General features: G+C 57.9%; 23 protein-coding genes. 13 read left to right on the top strand and 10 right to left on the bottom strand.

Features of this window, described 5'->3' with window-relative positions; genetic code table 11:
- Positions 1–17 precede the first annotated feature (17 nt).
- The gene (locus tag HYN24_RS10545; protein ID WP_117609208.1) at positions 18–1,883 is read right to left on the bottom strand and encodes a potassium transporter Kup; all 1,866 of its coding nucleotides are present in this window, start codon (positions 1,881–1,883) and stop codon (positions 18–20) included.
- Positions 1,884–2,043: 160 nt separating this feature from the next.
- On the opposite strand from HYN24_RS10545, the gene HYN24_RS10540 reads away from it, so the two are divergent.
- The 9 genes from HYN24_RS10540 (at position 2,044) to HYN24_RS10500 (ending at position 10,089) form a co-directional block, all read left to right on the top strand.
- On the top strand, positions 2,044–2,322 hold the full coding sequence (locus HYN24_RS10540) for an acylphosphatase (RefSeq protein WP_117609207.1): 279 nt from the start codon (positions 2,044–2,046) through the stop codon (positions 2,320–2,322).
- Positions 2,323–2,576: 254 nt separating this feature from the next.
- On the top strand, positions 2,577–3,188 hold the full coding sequence (locus HYN24_RS10535) for a response regulator (protein ID WP_117609206.1): 612 nt from the start codon (positions 2,577–2,579) through the stop codon (positions 3,186–3,188).
- A gap of 59 nt (positions 3,189–3,247) precedes the next feature.
- Positions 3,248–3,613, top strand: coding sequence for a response regulator transcription factor (locus HYN24_RS10530; RefSeq protein WP_117609205.1), 366 nt, complete (start codon positions 3,248–3,250; stop codon positions 3,611–3,613).
- Positions 3,614–3,625: 12 nt separating this feature from the next.
- Positions 3,626–5,092, top strand: coding sequence for a diguanylate cyclase domain-containing protein (locus HYN24_RS10525; protein ID WP_117609204.1), 1,467 nt, complete (start codon positions 3,626–3,628; stop codon positions 5,090–5,092).
- 5 nt (positions 5,093–5,097) lie between these two features.
- A complete protein-coding gene (locus tag HYN24_RS10520) occupies positions 5,098–6,276 on the top strand; it encodes an HD-GYP domain-containing protein (protein WP_162888705.1) in 1,179 nt (392 codons plus the stop codon).
- The gene (locus HYN24_RS10515; protein WP_162888704.1) at positions 6,269–6,625 is read left to right on the top strand and encodes a hypothetical protein; all 357 of its coding nucleotides are present in this window, start codon (positions 6,269–6,271) and stop codon (positions 6,623–6,625) included. The genes HYN24_RS10520 and HYN24_RS10515 overlap by 8 nt, the downstream gene beginning before the upstream one ends.
- 2 nt (positions 6,626–6,627) lie before the next feature.
- Positions 6,628–7,518 (top strand): HDOD domain-containing protein, encoded by an 891-nt coding sequence (locus HYN24_RS10510; protein WP_117609201.1) that lies wholly within the window; start codon positions 6,628–6,630, stop codon positions 7,516–7,518.
- 9 nt (positions 7,519–7,527) lie between these two features.
- The gene (locus tag HYN24_RS10505) at positions 7,528–9,528 is read left to right on the top strand and encodes an ATP-binding protein (protein WP_117609200.1); all 2,001 of its coding nucleotides are present in this window, start codon (positions 7,528–7,530) and stop codon (positions 9,526–9,528) included.
- Positions 9,529–9,615: 87 nt separating this feature from the next.
- A complete protein-coding gene (locus HYN24_RS10500; RefSeq protein WP_162888703.1) occupies positions 9,616–10,089 on the top strand; it encodes a hypothetical protein in 474 nt (157 codons plus the stop codon).
- 34 nt (positions 10,090–10,123) lie between these two features.
- Here the strand turns inward: HYN24_RS10500 and HYN24_RS10495 are convergent, their stop codons facing one another.
- The 9 genes from HYN24_RS10495 to HYN24_RS10455 all read right to left on the bottom strand — a co-directional run bounded on the left by HYN24_RS10495 (position 10,124) and on the right by HYN24_RS10455 (position 16,005).
- Positions 10,124–10,618, bottom strand: a complete 495-nt coding sequence (locus HYN24_RS10495; RefSeq protein ID WP_117609198.1) for a TPM domain-containing protein — start codon at positions 10,616–10,618, stop codon at positions 10,124–10,126.
- Between the two features lie 4 nt (positions 10,619–10,622).
- The gene (locus HYN24_RS10490) at positions 10,623–11,462 is read right to left on the bottom strand and encodes a YgcG family protein (RefSeq protein ID WP_117609197.1); all 840 of its coding nucleotides are present in this window, start codon (positions 11,460–11,462) and stop codon (positions 10,623–10,625) included.
- A 6-nt stretch (positions 11,463–11,468) separates the two neighbouring features.
- Positions 11,469–12,071 (bottom strand): LemA family protein, encoded by a 603-nt coding sequence (locus HYN24_RS10485; protein ID WP_117610326.1) that lies wholly within the window; start codon positions 12,069–12,071, stop codon positions 11,469–11,471.
- Between the two features lie 84 nt (positions 12,072–12,155).
- The gene (locus HYN24_RS10480) at positions 12,156–12,605 is read right to left on the bottom strand and encodes a MaoC family dehydratase (RefSeq protein ID WP_117609196.1); all 450 of its coding nucleotides are present in this window, start codon (positions 12,603–12,605) and stop codon (positions 12,156–12,158) included.
- Between the two features lie 46 nt (positions 12,606–12,651).
- The gene (locus HYN24_RS10475; RefSeq protein WP_117609195.1) at positions 12,652–13,329 is read right to left on the bottom strand and encodes a YbaY family lipoprotein; all 678 of its coding nucleotides are present in this window, start codon (positions 13,327–13,329) and stop codon (positions 12,652–12,654) included.
- The gene (locus HYN24_RS10470; RefSeq protein WP_117609194.1) at positions 13,326–14,069 is read right to left on the bottom strand and encodes an arginyltransferase; all 744 of its coding nucleotides are present in this window, start codon (positions 14,067–14,069) and stop codon (positions 13,326–13,328) included. The genes HYN24_RS10475 and HYN24_RS10470 overlap by 4 nt, the downstream gene beginning before the upstream one ends.
- Before the next feature lie 3 nt (positions 14,070–14,072).
- Positions 14,073–14,777 carry a leucyl/phenylalanyl-tRNA--protein transferase gene (gene aat / locus HYN24_RS10465; RefSeq protein WP_117609193.1) on the bottom strand — a complete coding sequence of 235 codons (705 nt, stop codon included), beginning with the start codon at positions 14,775–14,777 and terminating at the stop codon, positions 14,073–14,075.
- A gap of 23 nt (positions 14,778–14,800) precedes the next feature.
- A complete protein-coding gene (locus HYN24_RS10460; RefSeq protein ID WP_117609192.1) occupies positions 14,801–15,367 on the bottom strand; it encodes an ankyrin repeat domain-containing protein in 567 nt (188 codons plus the stop codon).
- A gap of 128 nt (positions 15,368–15,495) precedes the next feature.
- Positions 15,496–16,005, bottom strand: a complete 510-nt coding sequence (locus tag HYN24_RS10455) for a C40 family peptidase (protein ID WP_117609191.1) — start codon at positions 16,003–16,005, stop codon at positions 15,496–15,498.
- A 121-nt stretch (positions 16,006–16,126) separates the two neighbouring features.
- On the opposite strand from HYN24_RS10455, the gene HYN24_RS10450 reads away from it, so the two are divergent.
- The 4 genes from HYN24_RS10450 to HYN24_RS10435 all read left to right on the top strand — a co-directional run bounded on the left by HYN24_RS10450 (position 16,127) and on the right by HYN24_RS10435 (position 21,330).
- Positions 16,127–17,122: an oxidoreductase gene (locus tag HYN24_RS10450; RefSeq protein WP_117609190.1), complete on the top strand. Its 996-nt coding sequence runs from the start codon at positions 16,127–16,129 to the stop codon at positions 17,120–17,122.
- Position 17,123: 1 nt separating this feature from the next.
- Positions 17,124–18,239, top strand: a complete 1,116-nt coding sequence (locus tag HYN24_RS10445; RefSeq protein WP_162888702.1) for a diguanylate cyclase — start codon at positions 17,124–17,126, stop codon at positions 18,237–18,239.
- A 48-nt stretch (positions 18,240–18,287) separates the two neighbouring features.
- On the top strand, positions 18,288–20,180 hold the full coding sequence (locus tag HYN24_RS10440) for a propionate--CoA ligase (RefSeq protein WP_117609188.1): 1,893 nt from the start codon (positions 18,288–18,290) through the stop codon (positions 20,178–20,180).
- A 118-nt stretch (positions 20,181–20,298) separates the two neighbouring features.
- Complete coding sequence (locus HYN24_RS10435; protein ID WP_117610324.1) at positions 20,299–21,330, top strand: IS110 family transposase; 1,032 nt, start codon at positions 20,299–20,301, stop codon at positions 21,328–21,330.
- Positions 21,331–21,623 lie beyond the last annotated feature (293 nt).

Here is a 21,623-nt window from a genome sequence, read left to right as displayed (position 1 = left end):
TCAATCAAGAACTTCGATCAGATGACCAGTTGCGTGCCCAGTTCGACGACACGGTTGGTCGGGATGTGGAAGAAGTCGCTGGCGCTGGTGGCGTTCTTCGACATCACGGCGAAGAGGCGGGCGCGCATTGGGAGCATGCCGCGGGCCATGGATGGAACGATGGTTTCGCGGGACAGATAGAAGGTTGTTTCCATCATCTCGAAGCGTTCGCCGTGGCCCTTGCACAGTTCGAGGGCACCGGGAATGTCCGGGCTTTCCATGAAGCCGTAGCGGATGATCAGACGCATGAAACCCTTCTGCATCCGGTGTAGGTAGATACGCTCCATGTCGTTGACGGTGGGCGTGTCGGTGGTCTGCACGGTGACCAGGACAACCCGTTCATGCAGCACCTGATTGTGTTTGAGGTTGTGGAGCAGGGCGGGCGGCACGCCGTCCTTGGCGCTGGTCATGAAGATGGCCGTGCCGTAGATGCGGTGCACATCGTCGATCGAGTGCAGGAAGTCGCTCATTGGGATGCTCTGCTTGGCCATCTCTTCCGAAACCATGCGCCGTCCGCGTCGCCAGGTGGTCAGCACGGTAAAGGAAACGATACCCATGACCAGCGGGAACCAGCCACCTTCGGGAATCTTGATGACGTTGGCAGAAAAGAAAGCGATATCGACGACGAGCAGCGAGCCGGCAACGAGTCCGACGACTACCTTGTTCCATTTCCACATCAGGACCATGACGAAGGCGACGAGGATGGTGTCGATGAGCATTGTGCCGGTCACCGCGATACCGTAAGCGGCAGCCAGGTTCGACGAGTTCTTGAAGCCGATGACCAGGGCGACGACGGCCAGGTAAAGCGACCAGTTGGTGAAGGGAACGTAGATCTGGCCTTCCTCCATGCCTGAGGTATGGATGATCTGCATGCGCGGCAAAAGACCCATCTGGATCGACTGGCGGGCTACCGAGAATGCACCGGAAATGACGGCCTGCGACGCGATGACGGTGGCGGCGGTGGCCAAGATGACCATCGGGATCAGCGCCCAGTCCGGGGCGAGGTGATAGAACGGGCTTTCGATGGCTTCCGGCTCGACGAGGAGCAGTGCGCCCTGGCCGAAATAGTTGATGACCAATGCCGGCATGACGAAGCCAAACCAGGCCAGACGGATCGGGAATCGGCCGAAGTGGCCCATGTCGGTGTATAGCGCTTCGCCGCCGGTGACGGCGAGGACGACCGAGCCGAGAGCCATGAAGGCGAGGCCCGGATGCTCGGTAATGAAAAAGGTGGCATAGAGCGGATTGAGCGCCAGCAGGATGGCCGGGTTATGGACAATCTGGAGCATGCCAAGGACTCCCAGAATGGCGAACCAGGCGACCATGACCGGGCCGAAGAGGATGCCGACGGCACCGGTACCGTGCTTCTGGATGAAGAACAGGCCGGTCAGGATGCCAAGTGTGATCGGGATGATGTAGGGCTTGAGGTCGGGGGCGATGATTTCCATGCCCTCAACGGCGGAGAGTACTGAAATGGCCGGAGTGATCATGCTGTCGCCGTAAAACAAGGCGGCAGCGAAGATGCCGAGAAGGGTAATGATCCACGACAGGCGGGGATTCTTGGCCCGTTCAGTGACCAGTGCCAGAAGGGCGAGCGAGCCACCTTCACCGCGGTTGTCGGCGCGCATGATTATGGCAACGTACTTGATCGTGACCAGGACAATGATGGCCCAGAAAACCAGCGACAGGACGCCGAGGATATTTTCCGGGGTGACCGGGATCGGGTGGTGGCCGTTAAAGATTTCCTTCAAGGCATACAGCGGGCTGGTGCCAATGTCGCCGAAGACGACCCCGATGGCGGCGACCGTAATGGCCGGCAAGGCTTGTTTGTTGTGCGACGACATGTGTTCCCCTGAGGCGCCTTGGGCGCTGTATTTTATATGCGCTTGCCGGGTCGCAAGAATCTGTTGGAAAAGCGTTCCGGCAAGTCCGTCAATCTAGCACTTTGCCACCTGCTTTGGTATAGATGCAGGCATGGGAAAATGGGGTGGCTAGGAGAAGCGTATGGCAAAAATTGCACGACATCTGATGGTTGAAGGTCGGGTTCAGGGCGTCGGCTATCGCTGGGCCATGGTCGAGCAGGCGCGCCGCTTGAGCGTTGTTGGCTGGGTGCGCAATCTGGCTGACGGTCGGGTCGAGGCGATGGTCGCCGGCGAGGAGGCTGCTGTTCTGGATCTGATTGTCTGGGCACAGCGCGGCCCGAGTCATGCGGTGGTGCAACGGGTCAATGTGGCGATTGGCGAAGGGGACTTTCAGCGCTTTGAACAGCTGGCCAACGGGTAGAGCTGGTGTCGGAGGAGTGATACGCCAATGCTCAGAGGCTCCATTTTTGACATATTTTGAAATTCGTTGGCTGAGCTAGCCTGATTAACGAACGATCGACGCTTCAAATCACCCAATTTTTTGCAGTGAATTTTTAGATGTGTATAAATCGCATCTGATTTTATCATTTTTTATCATTTAGTTTCATATTTTCTTTTTGCTCTTCTGTTTAATTCGTATTATTTGGACATGATTGTTAGATCAGGATCCAAAAAATGGCATTAACAGGGAACCAAAATGCTTACCTGACGACCAGAGAGGCCGCCCAGATTCTCGGCATCTCGTTGAGGACCGCTCAACTATGGGTTGAAAATGGTCAGCTCGAAGCATGGAAGACCTATGGCGGTCATCGTCGTATCAGTCGAGCCTCGGTTCAACTTGTGCTCGATGGACTCCCCCCTGAACAAGCGGCTGATCGTTCGAGTGTTACACCTGCCGATCCCATCAAGATCCTGCTCGTCGAAGACGACAGCATCCTGATCAAGCTCTACCGGACCGTAATCGATCGCTGGAACCTGCCAATTGAGGTCATCACGGCAGGCAATGGTATCGATGGTTTGATCCGTGTTGGCAAGGACGCCCCTGATCTGATGATTACCGACCTATCGATGCCGGGCATGGATGGTGTTCAGATGATCCGTTTGCTCGCCGCTTCATCATTTCGCGATGGGCTGGAGATTGTGGTTGTGACCGGCCTCGACAAAGTACAGATTGAAGCCCTAGGTGGCCTTCCCCCCGAGATTCCGGTTTTTACGAAGCCGGTACCGTTTTTTCAGCTCAAGGCCATTGTTAACAACATCGTCGTGCGTCGGGCTGCCTACCTGTAACACCTCCGGCTACCTTATTTGCCCAATAACGATCGATTCAATCGTTTTCAAACAACGCCATGAAGACAGTGCTACTCGTCGATGACCATCCTGATATCCGCCGTCTGGTGCGTATCACCCTGGGTAAAAGCTTTGAGGTGATTGAGGCCGAGGATGGCGCTACGGCCCTGGATCTGGTCCGCTCCCGAAAGCCGCAACTGGTCGTGCTCGATGTCATGATGCCAGGGGCGATGGACGGATTTCAGGTGCTTGAAGCAATCAAGTCCGACCCGGAACTTGGCGGAACACGCGTCGTCATGGTTACGGCCCGAGGCCAGGCCCAGGATTATGACTATGGTACCAAGCTGGGGGCTGATGCTTATTTCATCAAGCCCTTCAGTCCGCTCCAGCTGGTGGCTGCGATCAAGGAAATATTGGCCCGGTGAGGCGCTGATCTCATGACTCCAGCAAACCAGTCTCCGCTTCTGCCGGCTATCCGGCAGACCCTGCCAGACGCAGGAAATTCGAGTGATGTCGCGATGCGTGACCAACTCTATCGCTATGCCGAGGACCTCGGGCAAAGCATCGCACGCGGCTCGTCGTTGGAAGCCATCAATCAGGAGTTGCTGAGAACCTGCGCGTGGCTCAAATCAAGCCGCGATGAGCTTGATGAGATGGTCCGCTGTTCGCGCGATATCCATCTCGTTACCGACAGCAACGGGGTGATTCTGCAATGCAATCCGGCGGCCTCAGCCATCGCGCCAGCGCAGCGACTGGCTGGCGAAAGCCTTGCTGACTGGGTACTTCCGAACCATATCGATCGGTATAACCAGCTGCGTGCCAACAGCACGTTCGGAAAATCCGGGGCGCAGGAGGAATGCGAACTGACCCTGCGCCATTCCGCAAACGATTCCTTTCCCCTGATTGTTGCTGCCAGCGCTTTTCGTATCTTTCGCGATGGAGAGCTGTTTGGACTGCACTGGATTTTGCGCAATATAACCTATCTTCGTGAAGCCGAAATCGACACCAAAATCGCCACCATGGTGTTCGAGAGTGCAGCCGAAGGCGTCATGATCACCGATATCGACGGTGAAATTGTGGCCGTCAATCCCGCTTTCTCCCAGATCACCGGGTATGCCGCTCATGAGGCCATTGGCAGAAAGGCCAGCCTGCTTCGCTCGGGGGTTCATAACTCGGCGTTTTATGCGGAATTCTGGCGAACCCTGCGCGAAACCGGGAAATGGCAGGGGGAAATGTACAACCGCAGGGAAAATGGCGAGATGTATCCGGCATGGCAGACGATCAGTGCGGCGACTGACAACTGCGGACGCGTTCTGAGTTACGTTGCCATCTTTTCTGATATTTCGCGTTTGGCGCGCGCCGAGAAGCGCCTTGCCTACCTGGCCCATTACGACACTCTGACGGGGCTGCCGAATCGCCATCTTTTTCATGATCGCCTTCAACAGACGATAGCGAACGCCAGGCGTAACGAGGCTCCCTTCACGTTGATCTTCGTCGATCTCGATCGGTTCAAGGCGATCAACGACCAGATGGGTCACCATGCCGGCGACCGTGTGTTGCATGAAGCCGGCCGGCGGCTTGCTGCGTCTGTCCGCGAAAGTGACACCGTGGCCCGCATAGGCGGTGACGAGTTCGTCATCATTGCACCCGGTCTGTCCGGGTGCGACGACATCCGGCGATTTTGCCGGAACGTGATCGACCAGTTGATCGAGCCGATCAACCTTGATGACGGTCAGGTCTCGATTGGTGGCAGCCTGGGCTGCGCCGAATATCCACGCCATACCGACGACGAGGAAACGCTCCTCAAATACGCAGATATCGCCATGTATCAGGCCAAGCTTGCGGGTGGAAGTGTGCATTTTGTCCATGATTCTGGGCGACCGCTGACGAGTGAGGCACCATGAACTGTATGGGGAAAAATGCTGCAGTAGAGTATGCCAATGCCCTGTTTGTGGCTGATCAGGCTGATCTGATTTTGCTGAAAAGGGCCGATGGAGATTCTCAGGCGGTGGTCGGTGCCCTGTCTGCCAGCCACATCGTCCACGCATATGCCGATATTCACGATGTGATATGGCATGTGAACACCGAGTCACCGGTCGATTTGATCATGATCGATGTTGCCGAACCGGCGAGCGAAGATCTGGAACTCTGCCGAACACTTCGGAAAATTCCCGCATTGCGCGATATTCCGATCGTCTTCCTGACCGAGCCCGGGGGCGTTCAGTACGTCGAATTCGGGGCGTCGGCCGACATGCTCGATATGATCGAGAAGTCGCTGTCGCCGGCCTTGCTGCTTGCCCGCGTGGCCAACCATGTCAGTCATGGCCGGGTTCTCCGGATGCTGGTCAGCCAGAACGATGCGCTGGACCATCGGGTTTCGGAACGAACCACCGAACTGGCGCAACGTAATCTCGAGTTGCAGACCGCGTTGCGGCAATTGGCGAAGACACAGGACGCAACGATCATTGCTTTTTCGTCTCTCGCAGAAACCCGCGATAACGAAACCGGGCGGCATTTGCGCCGGACGCAAAACTATGTTCGTGAACTGGCCCTGAAGCTACGCGAAAATCCCCAATATGCCCCGCAGCTGGATGACGAAACCATTGACCTGATCTACAAATCAGCCCCGTTGCACGACATCGGGAAAGTCGCCATTCCAGACCATATTCTGCTCAAGAAGGGTACCCTGGATGCAGCGGAATTTGAAATCATGAAGACACATGTCGAGCATGGTTTTAGCGTGATCCTGTCAGCCGAGGCCAAACTCGGGGAGTACAACTCATTCCTTCATGTTGCCCGCGAAATTGCCTATGGCCATCATGAGAAATGGGATGGTAGTGGCTATCCAAATGGTCTTTCCGGCAGTGATATTCCCCTGCCAGCAAGGCTGATGGCCCTGGCCGATGTCTATGATGCGCTCATTTCGAAGCGCGTATATAAACCTCAAATGTCCCACAGTCTGGCGGTCAACATCATCGCCAAGGGGCGCGGATCTCATTTTGATCCAGCGATCGTCGATGCCTTCATGAAGATTCATTCTTCCTTCGCGAAAATTGCCGACGATCTGGTGGATAGCCCAATTGAATGATGAAGTGGAACAGGAATATCCAATGAGGTACCGGACTATTTACCTACCCATGGCCGAAGCAATGGCAGGGATGACCCTTGCAGCTCCGCTTGACGTCAACCGCCACGGGCAACTCCGCTTTTCGCTGCCGCGAGGGCATGTGCTGACTGAAGATAATTTGTCGCAGATGGCGGCCAATCATGCTGAGTTTATCTTTATCGTCGAACCGGATGGGCGAAGTGAAGAGCAGGTGGCTATCGATACGGCCCAGGTTGCGCATCGGATCATGGAAATATTCTCTGGTGCCAACTTGAGCGATCCGGCCCTGTTGGCACTGTTTGACCAGATACTGACTTACCGGAACGCCTAGCCATGCAATTAGCGCCAATAACCAAGGCTGACGTCATCTCGAAGTCAGCCAAACTTCCCAGTTTTCCACGCATTGTTACGAAAATTCTGGCGACGCTGGATGATCCGGAAAGCAATCTTCATGATCTGTGCGACTACATCACTCACGATCCGGTAATTGCCGCACGCGTCCTGTCGCAGGCCAATCGGGCTGCCTACCGCAGTCGCTCAACCATCCGTGATATCTATACCGCCGCTTCGCTGATCGGCATGGCACAGATTCGTGAAATTTCGCTGCTCAGCAGCATGGCCATGTTTGTCAACGGCACGCATGAAGACATGCCCGACAGCTATTGGAAACACAGTGTCGCAGTGGGTGTCAGTGCGCATGAATTGGCATTGCACATTTCAGCCCCTATTTTCTCGGAGATGGCCTTGATTACCGGGCTTTTGCATGACATCGGCCAATTATGGCTGCATCGTTTTTGCCCCAAGGCCTTCGCCGAGACGATCCAGTTTGCCTTTATTGAATCGGTGGGTATTGAGGTCGCCGAACGCGAACAATTTGGTGTTGACCACGCCCAGATCGGGGCGTGGCTGGCTGAAAACTGGCAACTGCCGGCCAACATCGTGGCCGCTATCCGGCATCACCATCGACCGGAAGCGGCGCTCAACGAACTACTGGTTCCGGTGGTCTGTATTGCCGAGGTATTAACCAATGCGCTGGATATCGGCGCACCGGTCGAGAATCGCGTCACCTCCCTTTCGAGTGCCGCCTGCACGGTACTCGGTCTTCAGATTGACGACACTCTGCAGCCCCTTCTTGGGCGCATGGAAGCGCGAAGCGCCTATGCCAATAACGTATTCACGCGCTATGCCGGCCGAGTCGACAATGTGTCGCCGCACGCCGTGTAATTGCCTGGTATGAACCAGCCAAGCTCCCTTCTCAAACGCCAGATAAGCCTTATTGTCATTTTGGCTATAAGCCTGGTGTGGGTCGCGGCCACCTACGAACTTTACCGTAGTCGGGAAACGCATTTGCATGAGGCAGAAGTTCGAACCTTGGTGCAAGCGCATGTGTTTGCCGAATACTCCCGATCTACATTCAAGCGGATCAACGAGTTCATTCTCGACGTCCGAAATGAGTGGGATGGCGACTGGAAGAGCTTTTCCAATGTCGTTCAACGTCGTCAGGAGAATATCGACGACCTCACTTTTCAGGTCGCAGTGATTGATCGGGATGGCATCCTGGCCTATTCGAATCTGGCACTGCCGAACGACCGGATCGATTTGAGCCAGAGAGAGCATTTCAGAATCCACAAGGAGGCCGGAAATGCCGATCGCCTTTTCATCAGCAAGCCTCTGTTGGGAAAGGTTTCCGGGAAATGGTCGATCCAGCTCACCCGTGCCATTTTCAGGAGTGGCCAGTTCAATGGCGTTCTCGTTGTCTCGATCAGTCCTGAACAGTTTGCTGGCTTTGCGGCCAAGCTCGGACTCAAGGGGGAAAGTGTCCTCACTGTGGTGCGTAACACCGGCGAAATCATGGCGCGCTATCCGGCCGTCGACTCAAGTGTGGGAAAGATATTGCGCAACGTTCCGTATCTGGACGCCAATGAACCTGACTCCGGTAACTTTCGTGTCACAGCCGCCGTCGACGCCAAAGAAAGGATCTACGGCTATTTCCGTTTGCCGGAGTACCAGCTGAGTTTCGTCCAGGGCGACTCTATAAGTGACATTCTCGTACCCCATCATCTGCACCGCACAACAGTGCTTACCGGGGCGGTTGCGATCACCCTGATCATACTGATGTTCTTTGTCATGCTGGTCCGCTCCCTTTCCTCTCTGGAGGAGGTTCGTCAGCAGTTGGCGGTGATTTTCTCCCTGAGTCCCGATGGTTTCCTTTCCTTCGATAAGCAGCGACGAGTCAGCTATGTCAGCCCCGCCTTCAGCCGCATGACCGGTCTCGATAAGGGAGATATCGCCGGCCTCGACGAGGATGCTTTTACCGAGAAGCTGCGGAGATTGTCGGTCGCGGGAAAGCCCTTCAATGGCCTCGAGGCCATGCGTGCCGCTCAGGCTGCCGGCTCGGTCAATCATGCCGATCGATTCCCACGTCATCAGTTTGAGCTGGCTGGCGCCGGCAACCGTGTCCTTGAGGTTGACATCAGGATGGCCGACGCTGAGGCCGTTTCACAGATTCTTTATTTTCGGGATATCACCCACGAGACAGAAGTGGACCGACTGAAAAGCGAGTTTTTGTCGACGGCTGCGCACGAACTACGGACACCAATGGCCAACATTTATGGCTTCGCTGAATTGATGATGCAGCCAGACTTCCCGGCGGAGGAGGTTGGCGAGTCTCTGGCGATCATTCATCGCCAGTCAGAGTTGATGATATCGATCATCAACGAATTGCTCGATCTGGTTCGGATTGAGCAACGGCAGGGCAAAGACTTCAATATCAGTCGCATCGACGCAGGAGAATTGCTGCTTGAGGTAAGCAGTAATTTCAAGGCGAATGAGGGGGAACACACCCGGCAGCAGATTTTCAATCCGCAGCAGTTTTGGATCCGGGGTGATCGCAAGAAACTGATGCAGGCCGTCAATAACGTCCTGTCAAACGCCTATAAATATTCTCCGGGTTGCGGTGATCAGGTGTTGGTCGGCTTGATCGACGCGAATGAAGGCTCGCCCGACGGTTTGCTCGGGATTCGCATCTCGGATCGCGGCATCGGCATGACCCCGGATCAAGTGTCCCGAGTTTTCGAGCGCTTCTACCGGGCTGACACCTCGGGAAAAATTCCAGGCACCGGACTGGGCATGAGCATCGTCCGGGAAATTATTGAACTGCACGGAGGGCGTGTCGACATCGTCAGCAAGAGCGGAGAGGGCACGACGGTGACACTGTGGATTCCGAAAGGCTGATGGTTCGGCCTTGAAGAAAAAGGCTTCATGCTTTTGTTATAACGAGTGAATGTTGGGGATGTTGTGAACTTGGCACTACAGAAAAAAATGGGAAAAACCTTATGCTCGCCGGCGAAAGCTGCGTCATTGGTGTTCGGGTCAACGATGCTTGGTGTGCTCGCCTTTCAGGGGCTAAAGGTGTTGTTTGTCGATGATGCAACACCGATTCAGGCTTGCCTTGCCATACTGATCATTGTGGCGGTCTTGGCATCCTTTCTGGCATATATCGTCGCAGCGTTTATCGAGAAATACGATGGAAGCGACGATTCTGTGGACGAAAAACACGAGCTTTATGGTGCTGCAATGACCGCCTCTATGCACTATCTGGGAAATGCCATTTCGTCATTTCAGTTGATCGAACTTGAGGTCGACGAGCGCGCTACTGTCAGCAAGGAAACACTGAAGCAAATATCGTCGTTGTTAGCGAATACAAAATATCACCTGAAATATCTGTCGGCACTGGAAAACCCAACGCCCCAGGATGTTTGCGATTACATCCTCGAAGATTTGAGTAATTCCTGATTTTCAAGCCGGTCGCTGCGGGGGCCGGGTACCCTTACAGGAGTGTCGGAGCGTCGTCGAGTTCGTTCGGGTTGTTGCCCGTTCCCGGAAAGTGCCGCGCCAGCAATGCCGTGATGCGTTCGATGGCATGACACATTCCCGCCCGGAAATGTCCGGCAGCAAAGGACGCTTCCATCTCGCGGCAGACCGAATCCCACACGCTCTGTTCAACCAGGGCTGCAATGCCCCGGTCGGCAAGGATATCGACGCGGCGGTCGACCAACTGGACATAAACGAGAATGCCGTTAGCTTCCTGCGTCGCTGCGACGCCGAGGGCGTCGAAGAGCATTGCGGCGCGGTCGCGGCAGGACTGATTGCCAAGCAGCCAGCCAATCGGTAACGGGCCTTCGATGGCGATGCGGATTTCCCCCCGGTGCAGAGCTTCCGATGCCTTGACGGCGTTACCGATGGCGGTCAGATCAGCCGCCCGGAAGGCGCGTCTGGCCCACCAGCCGGGTGATGTCAGGTGTTTGAGCAGGCGTATGAGCATTATTTCACCAGTTTCCCGACGCGCCGCCGCCGCCAAAGCCGCCACCGCCGCCGGAAAATCCACCGCCGCCCGATGAACCGCCACCAAAACCACCGGGGAAGCCGCCACCTGAATGCCAACCACCGCGGCCGAGGCGAATGAAGGAAAGGGCGAAGGCGAGCAGCGCGGCGCCGCCGGCCAGACCGAACGAGGCGAAGAGTGTCCAGGCCAGCCAGCCGGCGGCGCCGGAAACGGCCACCGAGCCCAACAGGCCGAAGATCGAACGGATGGCACCGGCTATGAAGAAAAGGATGAGTAGAAAAGTCATGGCGTCGCCGGGGTCGTTTCCACTTTGCGTCGGTGGCACAACCGGGGCGGGCAGTGTCTCGCCGCGAATCAGTTTGTCTAGGGTGTCGACAGTTGCCCGCAGGCCGCCGGCAAAATCTCCCTGACGGAAACGTGGGGCCATCTGTTCGGCCACGATGCGCTTGGCGATAGCGTCTGGAATTGCCCCTTCCAGCCCGTAGCCGACCTCGATCCGCATGCGCCGGTCATCCTTGGCGACGATGACGATCACCCCGTCATCGACACCCTTGCGGCCTATTTTCCAGGCCTCAGCGAGGCGGATGCCAAATTGCTCGACGGTTTCAGGCTGCGTCGTCGGCAGTAACACAATGGCTATCTGCGCGCCCTTCTCATTTTCGAGTGCGGCGAGGCTTGTCGTCAGGGCTGCGCGCTGCTCGACCGACAAGGTGGCAGTCAGGTCGGTGACGCGCTCGCGCAACGTCGGCAGCGCTATTTCGTTGGCGCTCCAGGCGAGCAGCGGCAGCAGGGCAAAACAGAGCGTGGCGAGCCAGCGCAGCATCCGGCGTTATTTGGCGGCGGGTGCGTCGAACTTGATGACCGGCGGGGCAGAAATCGCCTTTTCATCCTCGACTGTGAAGTTGGCCTTGGCTTTCCAGCCCATCAGCATTGCCGTCAGGTTGTTGGGGAAGGTGCGGACCGAGATGTTGTAGGCGCGAACCGTGTCGATATAGCGGTTGCGCGCCACGGTGATGCGGTTTTCGGTACCTTCGAGCTGGGCCTGGAGGTCGCGGAAATTGGCATCTGCCTTCAACTGGGGATAGTTTTCGGACACCACGAGCAGGCGGGAGAGCGCCCCGGATAGTTCGGACTGGGCTTTCTGAAACTTGGCAAAGGTGGCCTCGTCATTGACCAGTTCCGGCGTCATCTTCATGCCCGCGACGTTGGCGCGCGCCTCGGTGACGCCGATCAGCACTTCCTTTTCGTGCGCGGCATAGCCCTGGACGACGGACACTAGGTTGGGAATCAGGTCAGCCCGGCGCTTGTACTGGTTGAGTACCTCGGACCAGGCGGCATTGACGCCTTCGTCGTTGATCTGGATCTGGTTATAGCCGCAGCCGGAGAGCAGGCTGACGATGAGAATGAGGACGGCATAGAGACGAATGCGCATTGAAGTGGCTCCGGAAAAATGGTTCGCCTTGCAGAATACCATTGTGATATTTGACCAAAGGTAAAGTTTGGTTGGCCGGGTGTTTCAGGCCGGATTTCGGCGTAGCAGGTGATTGACGATAAAGCTCAAAACCGCCTCGCCGCGCTGGTTGATGGCTTGGTATCTGAGGCGGGCAATGCCACGGTCCGGCTTCGATTTCGAGGGTCGGACCTCGAGCACTTCGATCTCGCCATGCAGTGTATCGCCAGGGCGGACCGGCGCCAGCCAGCGCAATTCGTCGATGCCCGGCGAGCCCATGCTCGAATCGGCCAGAATGCCGGACTGGATAAATAGCCGGAAGCAAATGGCGAGGCTCTGAAAGCCGCTGGCGATCAACCCGCCATAGGGCGAGTTGGCTGCTGCATTGGTATCGAGATGAAAGGGCTGCGGATCGTAACGCCAGGCGAAGTCGATGATTTCCGCTTCGGTCAGGGTAAAGCCCGGTGTCACGAATGTCTGGCCGGGCGTGAGGTCGTCGAGAAAACGGGTGTCCATGGCGTGCATCTTCTCCTGGATAAGGGCTATTGGTCCGACAGGGCGATCAGCGGTGCTTTCGTGGGGCGGGCGTCAGGATGATGTCCACCGGCACGGGCCGGCCATTCTGCAGGGCCGGGACTGGCTTGGGGCTGACAAAGAGTGGCTGGCCTCCGACCTCGATACGGGCGCTCACGGTAGTCATCGCCTTCTTGCCGATCAAGTCGCGGTCGACCGTGGCGCTGAAGGGGATTGGCACCTGGGCACCGTTCAGTTCATAGCGTTGTTCGACCAGCGTGCGCCGGCCGGCCTGAATGCGGACGCTCAGAATGGCGTCGGGTGGCAGGGCGATGCGGGCGAGATAAGTGACTTGGCCGGTGATGTCGACAAAACTGCTGGTGACGGGTGGCGTCGTGGTTGGCGTCGCCGATTGCGGCGGGGTGGGGGCTGCTTGGCCCCGGCTGCAGCGGCGCAGGTTGTTCTTTCCATCTTCGAAAATGGCCTCGTCACCCCTGGTATGCAGACGTATGTCGCCATTGCGGTAGAGGGCGCCCGAGGCGGCCGGGACTTGGGGCAGGACGACCACGGCATCAGCAAAATGCAGGGTTGCCTGGGGGCGGTCGGCAGGATCGGTCGAGAATGAAATGTCGATGTGGCTGCCGTTGTCGCAGGTGTAAGCGATACGTTCGTTGGTGGCGAAGGCGCAGAGCGGGATGAGCAGGGCGAGGAGGGGGCGGAGGTTCATCGGTGTTCCGGTTTGGGGAGACGGATCCAGTGTCCGTCGAGGCGCCCTTCGATTGGTTGAAAGGCTGATTTGTAGGCCATTTTTCGGCTTTCGGCGATCCAGTAGCCAAGGTACAGGTAGGGCAGCCCGAGGGTCTGGCATTGGGCAGCTTGCCAGAGGATGTTGTAGGTGCCGAAACTGGCGTTCGGGATATCCGGATCGTAGAAGGTGTATACCGAGGACAGGCCGTCATCGAGGACGTCAATCAGGCTCACCATGCGGACGATGCCGTGCTGGGTGAATTCGATCAGTCGGGTGTCGACACGGCTCTGCAGGAGGAACTGGGCGTACTGGTCGTGGCTGTCCTCATCCATGCCGCCACCGGGATGGCGGGCCTGCTGATAACGGTTGTACAGCGCGTAATGCTCATCGTAGTAAAGCAGCGGCAGTTCGCGGGCGTAGAGGTCGGCGTGCTGCCGCGATGCCCGGCGTTGACTGCGGTTGGGCTGAAATTCGGCGACCGGCAGTCGCACTGGAACACACGCGCGGCAGTTGTCGCAATGCGGGCGGTAGGTGAACAGGCCGCTGCGGCGAAAGCCGGCGCGAACCAGCGTACTGTAGATTTCGCTGTCGATCAGGTGGGCTGGTGTGGCGACCTGCGAGCGGGCTTCGCGATCGGCCAGGTAACTGCACGGGTAGGGCGAGGTGGCGTAGTACTGGAGCAGCGAGAAAGGCAGGGCAGCGTCGTCAGGCAGGGCCATGGCTTACCACGCGATATCAGATGGGTTGGTTGTCCAGCGGGTGCGCGCCGAGGCTGCGCCGCTCAGGGCCGATAATCGGGTCGAGAATACGTCGCGAGGAATTTCGCGGCCGCCGAGCGAGGCGAGGTGGTCGGTGTGCATCTGACAGTCGATCATGCCGAATTGGTTGGCTACAAGATAACGCACAAGGTGAGCAAAGGCGACCTTCGAGGCATCGGTTCGATGGGAGAACATCGATTCGCCGTAGAACATGCGACCGATGGCCAGCCCGTACAGGCCACCGACCAGCGTATCTCCCTCATAGCTTTCGACCGAATGCGCCCAGCCGAGTTCATGCAGACGGACGTAGGCATCCTTCATTTCGGCGGTGATCCAGGTGCCGTCCTGGCCGGGGCGGGGTGTTGTCGCGCAGGCATCCATGATCCCGGGGAAGTCAGTGTCGAAGCGGACCTCGAACTTTCCCGAGCGCAGCGTTTTCCTCAGCGAGCGGGTCAGCCGGAACTCTTCCGGGAATAGCACCATGCGCGGATCGGGCGAGTACCACAGCGGCAGGCCATCGACCGTTCCCCACGGGAAAATGCCCTGTCGGTAAGCTTCCAGCAGGCGGTCTGGCAAGAGGCCGCCACCGACCGCGAGGAGTCCCCCCATCTCGGCCTGGGCCATGGCGACTGGCGGAAAAGGATCAAGCGGGCCGAGAAACGGGATCATGGTGTGGCGTTGATGGCGGTCGATCAGGACTTGTCTTTGGCCGGTGGCGTGTCGATGTCGAGGCTGTGCTCGTCAAGAAAGAGGAGGTCCATGCTGAGTAGCTTGGTCTCGGTGCCGAAATGGTCGGTCGGATCGATGGCGTCCGCAGATAGCGGCAGATCGGCCGGGGTGAAATCGATGCTGTTGTCCGGCTTGCTCTCTGTGGGCGGTGCAGGCATTACATCCTCGGGCAAGGCGTCGCACAGGATGTCGATTGTTTGCGTTGGCAAATTGACGCCCTCGGGGACGAAAGCGCCGACCTCCAGCAGCAGGTTGACGATGTCCTGATAGCCAAGTCTCAGGGCCAAGCGCAGCGGTCCGCCCGGGCCGTCATTGGTGACTGCATTCGGATTGGCACCGTGGGTGAGCAACTCGCGGACGATGGCCAGATTGCCGGCGAAGCAGGCGGTGCGCAGCGGCAGGCCGCCGAAGCCATGCATGTCAGGCAATTCGATATCGTCTCCAGCTGCCAGCGCGTTGATGACGCCATGCAGGCTGCCGGCGTGGATCGCGGTGATCAGCTTACTCGTTGTTAATTCCTTGGTGGTCATAGTCCTGTGGTTCCAGAGCGCTCCGGAATTGTAGGGAATAGCCAGTGCTTTGGCGAGGACAGGTGGTGCTCGATAGCGCCGCGAAAGCACTGGCCGGGCGTAAAAAAAGCGGCTTCAAGCCGCTTTCGTCAATTGCCTTCGAGTATTCGTCGTGCCCCGTTGTAGCGGGCCATCCAGTAGCTGCTGTCCATATTTTCGACACGAACTTCGGCGCCCGTACGCGGGGCATGCAGGAAGTGATTATCGCCAAGATAGATGCCAACGTGGGAAAAGGTGCGGCGCATCGTGTTGAAAAACACCAGGTCGCCCGGCTTCAGCTGGCTGACGTCGACCTGCTCGCCAACTTCGCTCATTTCGCGGGCGGTGCGAGGCAGGCTGGTGCCGATGCTGTCCTTGAAGACGAGACGGACGAAACCGCTACAGTCGAGGCCGCTGCTTTCGTCATTGCCACCAAAGCGATAGCGCACGCCAACCAGCTTCAGGCCTTGCAGAATGACATCCTGAGCGGCGTTGGTGTAACGTTCAAAAAACGATTGCTGCTCTTCCGGCTTGCGAATCGACTCGGCTGCCAAGGGCGCACCGATCCCGCCAGCGAGCAGCGAGGAGGCAAGAAGAAGAGAAACCAATACTTTATGCATAGCAGCAGAATATATTTCAAAAGGGGGCGGCTGTAAAGGTTATGGAAAAATGACCTGTATTGACTATGTTCATTGCCCATAATTATGAATACAATTTCTGTCCCGAGGCGCGAGGTGAACTATGGATTCGTTCAAGGCATTGCTGATTGAAGAATGCGATGGCAAGGTAAGCAGTGGCTTTGTCCGGATGGACGAAGGACAGCTTGATGCCGGCAATGTCACGATCAAGGTTGCCTATTCGAGCATCAATTACAAGGACGCGCTGGCGGCGACCGGCTCTGGCAAGATCATTCGGCGTTTTCCGTGTGTCGGCGGCATTGATCTTTCCGGGACAGTTATCGATAGTGGCGATGCGCGTTTCAAGCCGGGCGATCAGGTCATTGCGACAAGTTTTGATATCGGCGTCGCCCATCACGGCGGCTATGCCGAAATTGCCCGGGTGCCGGGTGACTGGGTGGTGCCCTTGCCCGCCGGGCTGTCCCTTTATGATGCGATGGCTCTGGGCACCGCTGGTTTTACTGCCGCCCTGGCCATTGTCCGTATGGAAGAAAACGGCCTGCGCCCTGGCAAGGGCCCTGTCATCGTGACCGGTGCGACCGGTGGGGTAGGCAGTCTGGCGGTCGATATGCTGGCGCGTATTGGTTATCACGTGGTGGCGTTGACCGGCAAGGAAAGTGAAGCCGAGTACCTGCGTAGCCTGGGGGCGGCCGAAGTCATGTTGCGGCAAAGTCTCGACCTGACCAAGATACGGCCGCTCGATCGGGCGCGCTGGGCCGGCGCCGTGGATAATCTCGGGGGAGATGTCCTGGCCTGGATTGCCAGCACCATGGATCAGGGCGGTACGATTGCCAGCATCGGGCTGGCTGCCAGCATGTCGCTGAATACGACGGTCGCGCCATTTATCCTGCGAGGCGTATCGCTGCTCGGCGTCGATTCGGGCTATATCCGCGAACCCTATCGGCGTGGCGTCTGGCAACGACTGGCCGGTGATCTGCAGCCGCCGCATCTGGCCGCCATGGCGCGCCGGATTCCGTTTGCCGACCTGCCTGCCACCTTCGCTGAATACATTGCCGGCCGTGCCAAGGGGCGCGTTGTGGTGGAAATTGGCGGAGGCTGAGGTGGCTGACCTGCCACGCATTCTTGTCGTCGATGACTCACGGGTGGTTAGGATTTCGCTTATCCATCACCTGAAGGGGCAATACGAAGTCCGCGAGGAGAGCGATGGCGAGGCGGCGTGGCAGACGCTGATCCTCGATCACACCATTCAGGCCGTCATTTCCGATCTGCAAATGCCGAAGCTCAATGGTTTCGAGTTGCTCGAGCGGGTTCGTACCTCGAAGCTCAAGCGGCTGCAGCAACTGCCATTCATTCTGGTCTCCGGCGAGGAAACCGAGGAGGAGCGTGCCAAGGCCAAGGCGCTCGGCGTTTCTGACTTTGTTACGAAGGGGGCGGGATGCACCGAGGTGTTGACCCGTCTGAATAACCAGCTCGACTTGTCACGGGCCCGGGAACACCTCGACGCCGGGCGTGAGCAGATGGTTCATGACCCGGTGAGCGGATTGTTCACCCGGAAATTTCTCGAGTTGCAGGCGGCGCAGGCGATGTCGCATGCTACCCGGCACGGCGTTGATATCAGCGTCATGGTTCTCGGTTTTGATGGTTTCGATGGGATGGGCGAGCGCCTTGGCGTTCATGTCGCCGAGGAGGTTGGCAATCGCTTTGCCAAGATGCTGGCCAGCAAGATGCGGCAGGAAGACAGCCTCGGTCATTTTGGTGCCGGTCAGTTTGCGGTGGTTTCACCGGGCACGACGCCAGCCTTCTGCGCGACTTTTGCCGAACGCGTCCGCGAGGCTGTCGAAGTGGCGCGGTTGACCGTGCATGGGCAGGCCGTCGCGCTGACGGTCAGTATTGGCCTGGCCAGCGCCCCGTCGGATATGGTGACGTCGGCCGGAGCCTTGCTCGACCTGGCCGGAGAGCGGATGCATGCCGCCATGCGGGCGGGAGGGAACCGGACCGAGTCGGGCGGGGTGTTGCCCGCGTCGCGGCCGATTTCCATCCTGCATGCCCTGGAGTTGCTCGCCGCAAACCGGCAATTGCAGGTGGTGCCGCATTTGCCATCGCTGGCTGAGCGGCTATTGCCGTTGTTGCAGTTGATGCATCAGGAACTAGATTTGCCTCTGCCGGTGGCAGAGATTGAGCGTCTTTTGAGTGAACGGAAATCTCAAAAAAATTAGTCCGTTCCGTATTGTGTGGTGCAGGAAAACCTAGCTAGAGGGAATTTTATGGCGACGTACAAGGAGTTTCACCAGTATTCGATTGAAAAGCCGAATGAGTTCTGGACCGAACAGGCCCAGCTCGTCGATTGGAAAGAGCCGTTCACCCAGGTGTGCGACTATTCCCGCCCGCCATTTGCCAAGTGGTTTGTCGGCGGCAAGACCAACCTTTGTCACAACGCGGTTGACCGTCACGCGGCCAAGCGGCCGAATGACCGGGCTCTGATCTTCATTTCGACCGAGACCGACGAGGAAACGGTTTACAGCTTTGCCGAACTGCAGCGCGAAATCGAGCGCATGGCGGCGATTTACCAGAGCCTCGGCGTCAAGAAGGGCGACCGCGTCCTGATTTACATGCCGATGATCGCCCAGGCGACCTTCGCCATTCTCGCTGCGACCCGTATCGGTGCCATCCACTCGGTGGTATTCGGGGGTTTTGCTTCTGGTTCACTGGCCACCCGTATCGACGATGCCAAGCCGGTTTTGATCGTTTCCGCCGATGCCGGCATGCGTGGCGGCAAGGCCGTTCCGTACAAGCACCTGCTCGACGAAGCCATTGACCTGGCCGAACACAAGCCGGCCAAGGTGCTGATGGTCGATCGTGGCCTGGACAAGGCATTCAACAAGGTCGCCGGTCGCGATGTCGACTACGCCACCGAACGCGCCAAGTTCATGGATGCCAAGGTGCCGTGTGAATGGCTGGAATCGTCCGAGCCGTCCTACATCCTTTATACCTCGGGTACGACCGGCAAGCCCAAGGGCGTGCAGCGTGATACCGGTGGCTACGCCGTGGCCCTGGCTTCGTCGATGAAGCACATCTACTGCGGCGGCGAAGGCGAAACCTTCTTCTCCACCTCCGACATCGGCTGGGTGGTCGGTCACTCCTACATCATCTATGGCCCGCTGATCGCCGGCATGGCCACCGTGATGTACGAAGGCACGCCGCTGCGCCCGGATGCCGGCATCTGGTGGCAGATCGTCGAGAAGTACAAGGTCTCCGTCATGTTCTCTGCACCGACGGCTGCCCGCGTGCTGAAGAAGCAGGACCCGGCCTTCATGCACAAGTACGACCTGTCGTCCCTGAAGCACATCTTCATGGCCGGCGAGCCGCTCGACCAGCCGACCCACGAGTGGTTCATGACCGAACTGCAAAAGCCGGTCATCGACAACTACTGGCAGACCGAAACCGGCTGGCCGATGCTCGCTGCCTTGCCGGGCGTCGAAAAGACCCCGATCAAGTACGGCTCGCCGAGCTTCCCGGTCTATGGCTACAACCTGCAGATCTTCCGCGAAGACGGTTCGGTCTGTGATGCCAACGAAAAGGGTATCGCCGCCGTTATCCCGCCGCTGCCGCCCGGCTGCCTGAGCACCGTCTGGGGCCAGGACGACCGTTTCGTGTCGACCTATTTCACCCTGTTCAAGGAGCCGCTGGTTTACTCCTCCTACGACTGGGCGATCAAGGACGACGACGGCTATTTCACGATTCTGGGCCGCACCGATGACGTTATCAACGTTGCCGGTCACCGTCTGGGCACCCGTGAAATCGAGGAAGCCATCCAGAACCACGCGGCGATTGCTGAAGTGGCCGTGGTCGGCGTCGAAGACAAGCTCAAGGGGCAGGTGCCGATGGCTTTCGCCGTCGTCAAGGACGCTTCCCGGGTGGCTACCCCCGAACTGGTCAAGGCGCTCGAGAAGGAAGTCTTCGCCACGGTCGACGGCATTCTCGGTGCCATTGGTCGTCCGGCCCGCGTGCACTTCGTGACCGGTCTGCCCAAGACCCGTTCCGGCAAGATGCTGCGTCGCTCGCTGCAGGCGCTGGCCGAAGGTCGCGATCCGGGCGATCTGACGACCATCGACGATCCGTCGACGCTGGAGCAGATCAAGAACGCGCTGGCCAGCTAAACAGCTTTTCGTTTTGCTCGAACCCGCCGATGCAAGTCGGCGGGTTTAATGAGATGGTCAGCCCGATCCCCACCAGCGGTAAGCTGAGTGGGGATTTTTTCTTTTGGAGGCGATCATCATGAACACGGTTACCCTCATTGGCATTGATCTTGGAAAGCATTGTTTTCATTTACATGGGCAGGATGCCGAAGGTCGCATGGTATTTCGCAAGAAGCTTTCGCGTAGCCAGATGCTGACGCAGCTGGCCAATTTCCCGGTTTGTCGGGTTGTGATGGAGGCGTGTGCGGGTGCGCACTGGATTGCCCGGCGCCTATCGGCGATGGGTCACGAGGCGAAGTTGATTTCACCGCAGTTTGTAAAGCCGTTCGTCCAAGGCAACAAGAATGACTTTGCCGACGCGCAGGCGATCTGCGAAGCGGCGAGCCGACCGAACATGCGTTTTGTGAGTCCGCGCAATGAAAGCCAGCAGACCATCTCGGCGACGCATCGCGTGCGTGAGGCGCTGGTGCGGGATCGGACGTCGACGACTAACCAGATCCACGCCTTCTTGCTGGAATTTGGGATCAGCTTACCGAAAGGCCCGGCCATCATCAAACGCTTGCCAGCCGTGCTGGCCGAGCATGAAGCAGTTTTGCCACCTCGCCTGATGGCTGTTATCGAGCACTTGCGTGCGCATATCAAATATCTGGATGAACAGATCAAAGCGGTCGAGGGCGAATTGGCTCAACAACTGGCTGAAGACGAGCGTAGCCAACGCTTATTGGAAATTCCTGGCATTGGGCCGATCACCGCCAGCGTCCTGGCGGTCGAACTGGGCGATGCCCATCAGTTTGCCAATGCTCGCCAGTTCGCCGCCTCCATCGGTCTGGTGCCCCGTCAGTACAGCACCGGCGGCAAACCAACCTTGCTCGGCATCAGCAAACGGGGCGACAAGAATTTGCGACGATTGCTCGTTCAGGGGGCACGGACCATCATGCAACGTATTCAGACAAGAAGCGATGGGCTCGGTGAATGGGTACGGGACATGCTGTGCCGACGGCACTCGAATGTCGTGGCCTGCGCGCTGGCCAACAAAATGGCGAGGATCGCCTGGGCTATCCTCGCCAAAGGGACACACTATCAATCCCGTTCGCTGGCTGCCACCATCTGACGGAACGCTTCACCTTTTTGTAACCCACCTGGTTTTGCGACGGTAGATCACGTGATGAACTAAACGGCACAACGGCCTGGCAAAGAACCTGACAATAAAAACAGCGATCACACGCTGATGGTTTTTTGAGGATTGCCAGGCGCGGCTCTCATCGTGGCGCGGGGAATTCCTTCCCCAATTCGACGCCGGATAGATTTGCGCAAGCCAACTTTAGTTTAAAACAAAATCTCCCTTGCAAAAATCGGGCTGACCATAGATTTTATTGCCCGGCATTTCAGTGGCCAAGATTTGTC

Source organism: Dechloromonas sp. HYN0024 (genome assembly GCF_003441615.1).
Taxonomy (GTDB): domain Bacteria; phylum Pseudomonadota; class Gammaproteobacteria; order Burkholderiales; family Rhodocyclaceae; genus Azonexus.
Note: the sequence above shows the minus strand (reverse complement) of the source record. Positions and strands in the feature narration are given on the sequence as shown.

Excerpts from the sequence above, each read along its gene's own strand:
- HYN24_RS10520 (WP_162888705.1), top strand. The coding sequence starts at position 5,098 with ATGGGGAAAAATGCTGCAGTAGAGTATGCCAATGCCCTGTTTGTGGCT.
- HYN24_RS10480 (WP_117609196.1), bottom strand. The coding sequence starts at position 12,605 with ATGGACACCCGTTTTCTCGACGACCTCACGCCCGGCCAGACATTCGTG.
- HYN24_RS10505 (WP_117609200.1), top strand. The coding sequence starts at position 7,528 with ATGAACCAGCCAAGCTCCCTTCTCAAACGCCAGATAAGCCTTATTGTC.
- HYN24_RS10540 (WP_117609207.1), top strand. The coding sequence starts at position 2,044 with ATGGCAAAAATTGCACGACATCTGATGGTTGAAGGTCGGGTTCAGGGC.
- HYN24_RS10435 (WP_117610324.1), top strand. The coding sequence starts at position 20,299 with ATGAACACGGTTACCCTCATTGGCATTGATCTTGGAAAGCATTGTTTT.
- HYN24_RS10545 (WP_117609208.1), bottom strand. The coding sequence starts at position 1,883 with ATGTCGTCGCACAACAAACAAGCCTTGCCGGCCATTACGGTCGCCGCC.
- HYN24_RS10440 (WP_117609188.1), top strand. The coding sequence starts at position 18,288 with ATGGCGACGTACAAGGAGTTTCACCAGTATTCGATTGAAAAGCCGAAT.
- HYN24_RS10485 (WP_117610326.1), bottom strand. The coding sequence starts at position 12,071 with ATGCGCATTCGTCTCTATGCCGTCCTCATTCTCATCGTCAGCCTGCTC.
- HYN24_RS10525 (WP_117609204.1), top strand. The coding sequence starts at position 3,626 with ATGACTCCAGCAAACCAGTCTCCGCTTCTGCCGGCTATCCGGCAGACC.
- aat (WP_117609193.1), bottom strand. The coding sequence starts at position 14,777 with ATGATCCCGTTTCTCGGCCCGCTTGATCCTTTTCCGCCAGTCGCCATG.
- HYN24_RS10460 (WP_117609192.1), bottom strand. The coding sequence starts at position 15,367 with ATGACCACCAAGGAATTAACAACGAGTAAGCTGATCACCGCGATCCAC.
- HYN24_RS10510 (WP_117609201.1), top strand. The coding sequence starts at position 6,628 with ATGCAATTAGCGCCAATAACCAAGGCTGACGTCATCTCGAAGTCAGCC.
- HYN24_RS10470 (WP_117609194.1), bottom strand. The coding sequence starts at position 14,069 with ATGGCCCTGCCTGACGACGCTGCCCTGCCTTTCTCGCTGCTCCAGTAC.
- HYN24_RS10530 (WP_117609205.1), top strand. The coding sequence starts at position 3,248 with ATGAAGACAGTGCTACTCGTCGATGACCATCCTGATATCCGCCGTCTG.
- HYN24_RS10450 (WP_117609190.1), top strand. The coding sequence starts at position 16,127 with ATGGATTCGTTCAAGGCATTGCTGATTGAAGAATGCGATGGCAAGGTA.
- HYN24_RS10490 (WP_117609197.1), bottom strand. The coding sequence starts at position 11,462 with ATGCTGCGCTGGCTCGCCACGCTCTGTTTTGCCCTGCTGCCGCTGCTC.
- HYN24_RS10455 (WP_117609191.1), bottom strand. The coding sequence starts at position 16,005 with ATGCATAAAGTATTGGTTTCTCTTCTTCTTGCCTCCTCGCTGCTCGCT.
- HYN24_RS10475 (WP_117609195.1), bottom strand. The coding sequence starts at position 13,329 with ATGAACCTCCGCCCCCTCCTCGCCCTGCTCATCCCGCTCTGCGCCTTC.
- HYN24_RS10535 (WP_117609206.1), top strand. The coding sequence starts at position 2,577 with ATGGCATTAACAGGGAACCAAAATGCTTACCTGACGACCAGAGAGGCC.
- HYN24_RS10500 (WP_162888703.1), top strand. The coding sequence starts at position 9,616 with ATGGGAAAAACCTTATGCTCGCCGGCGAAAGCTGCGTCATTGGTGTTC.
- HYN24_RS10495 (WP_117609198.1), bottom strand. The coding sequence starts at position 10,618 with ATGCTCATACGCCTGCTCAAACACCTGACATCACCCGGCTGGTGGGCC.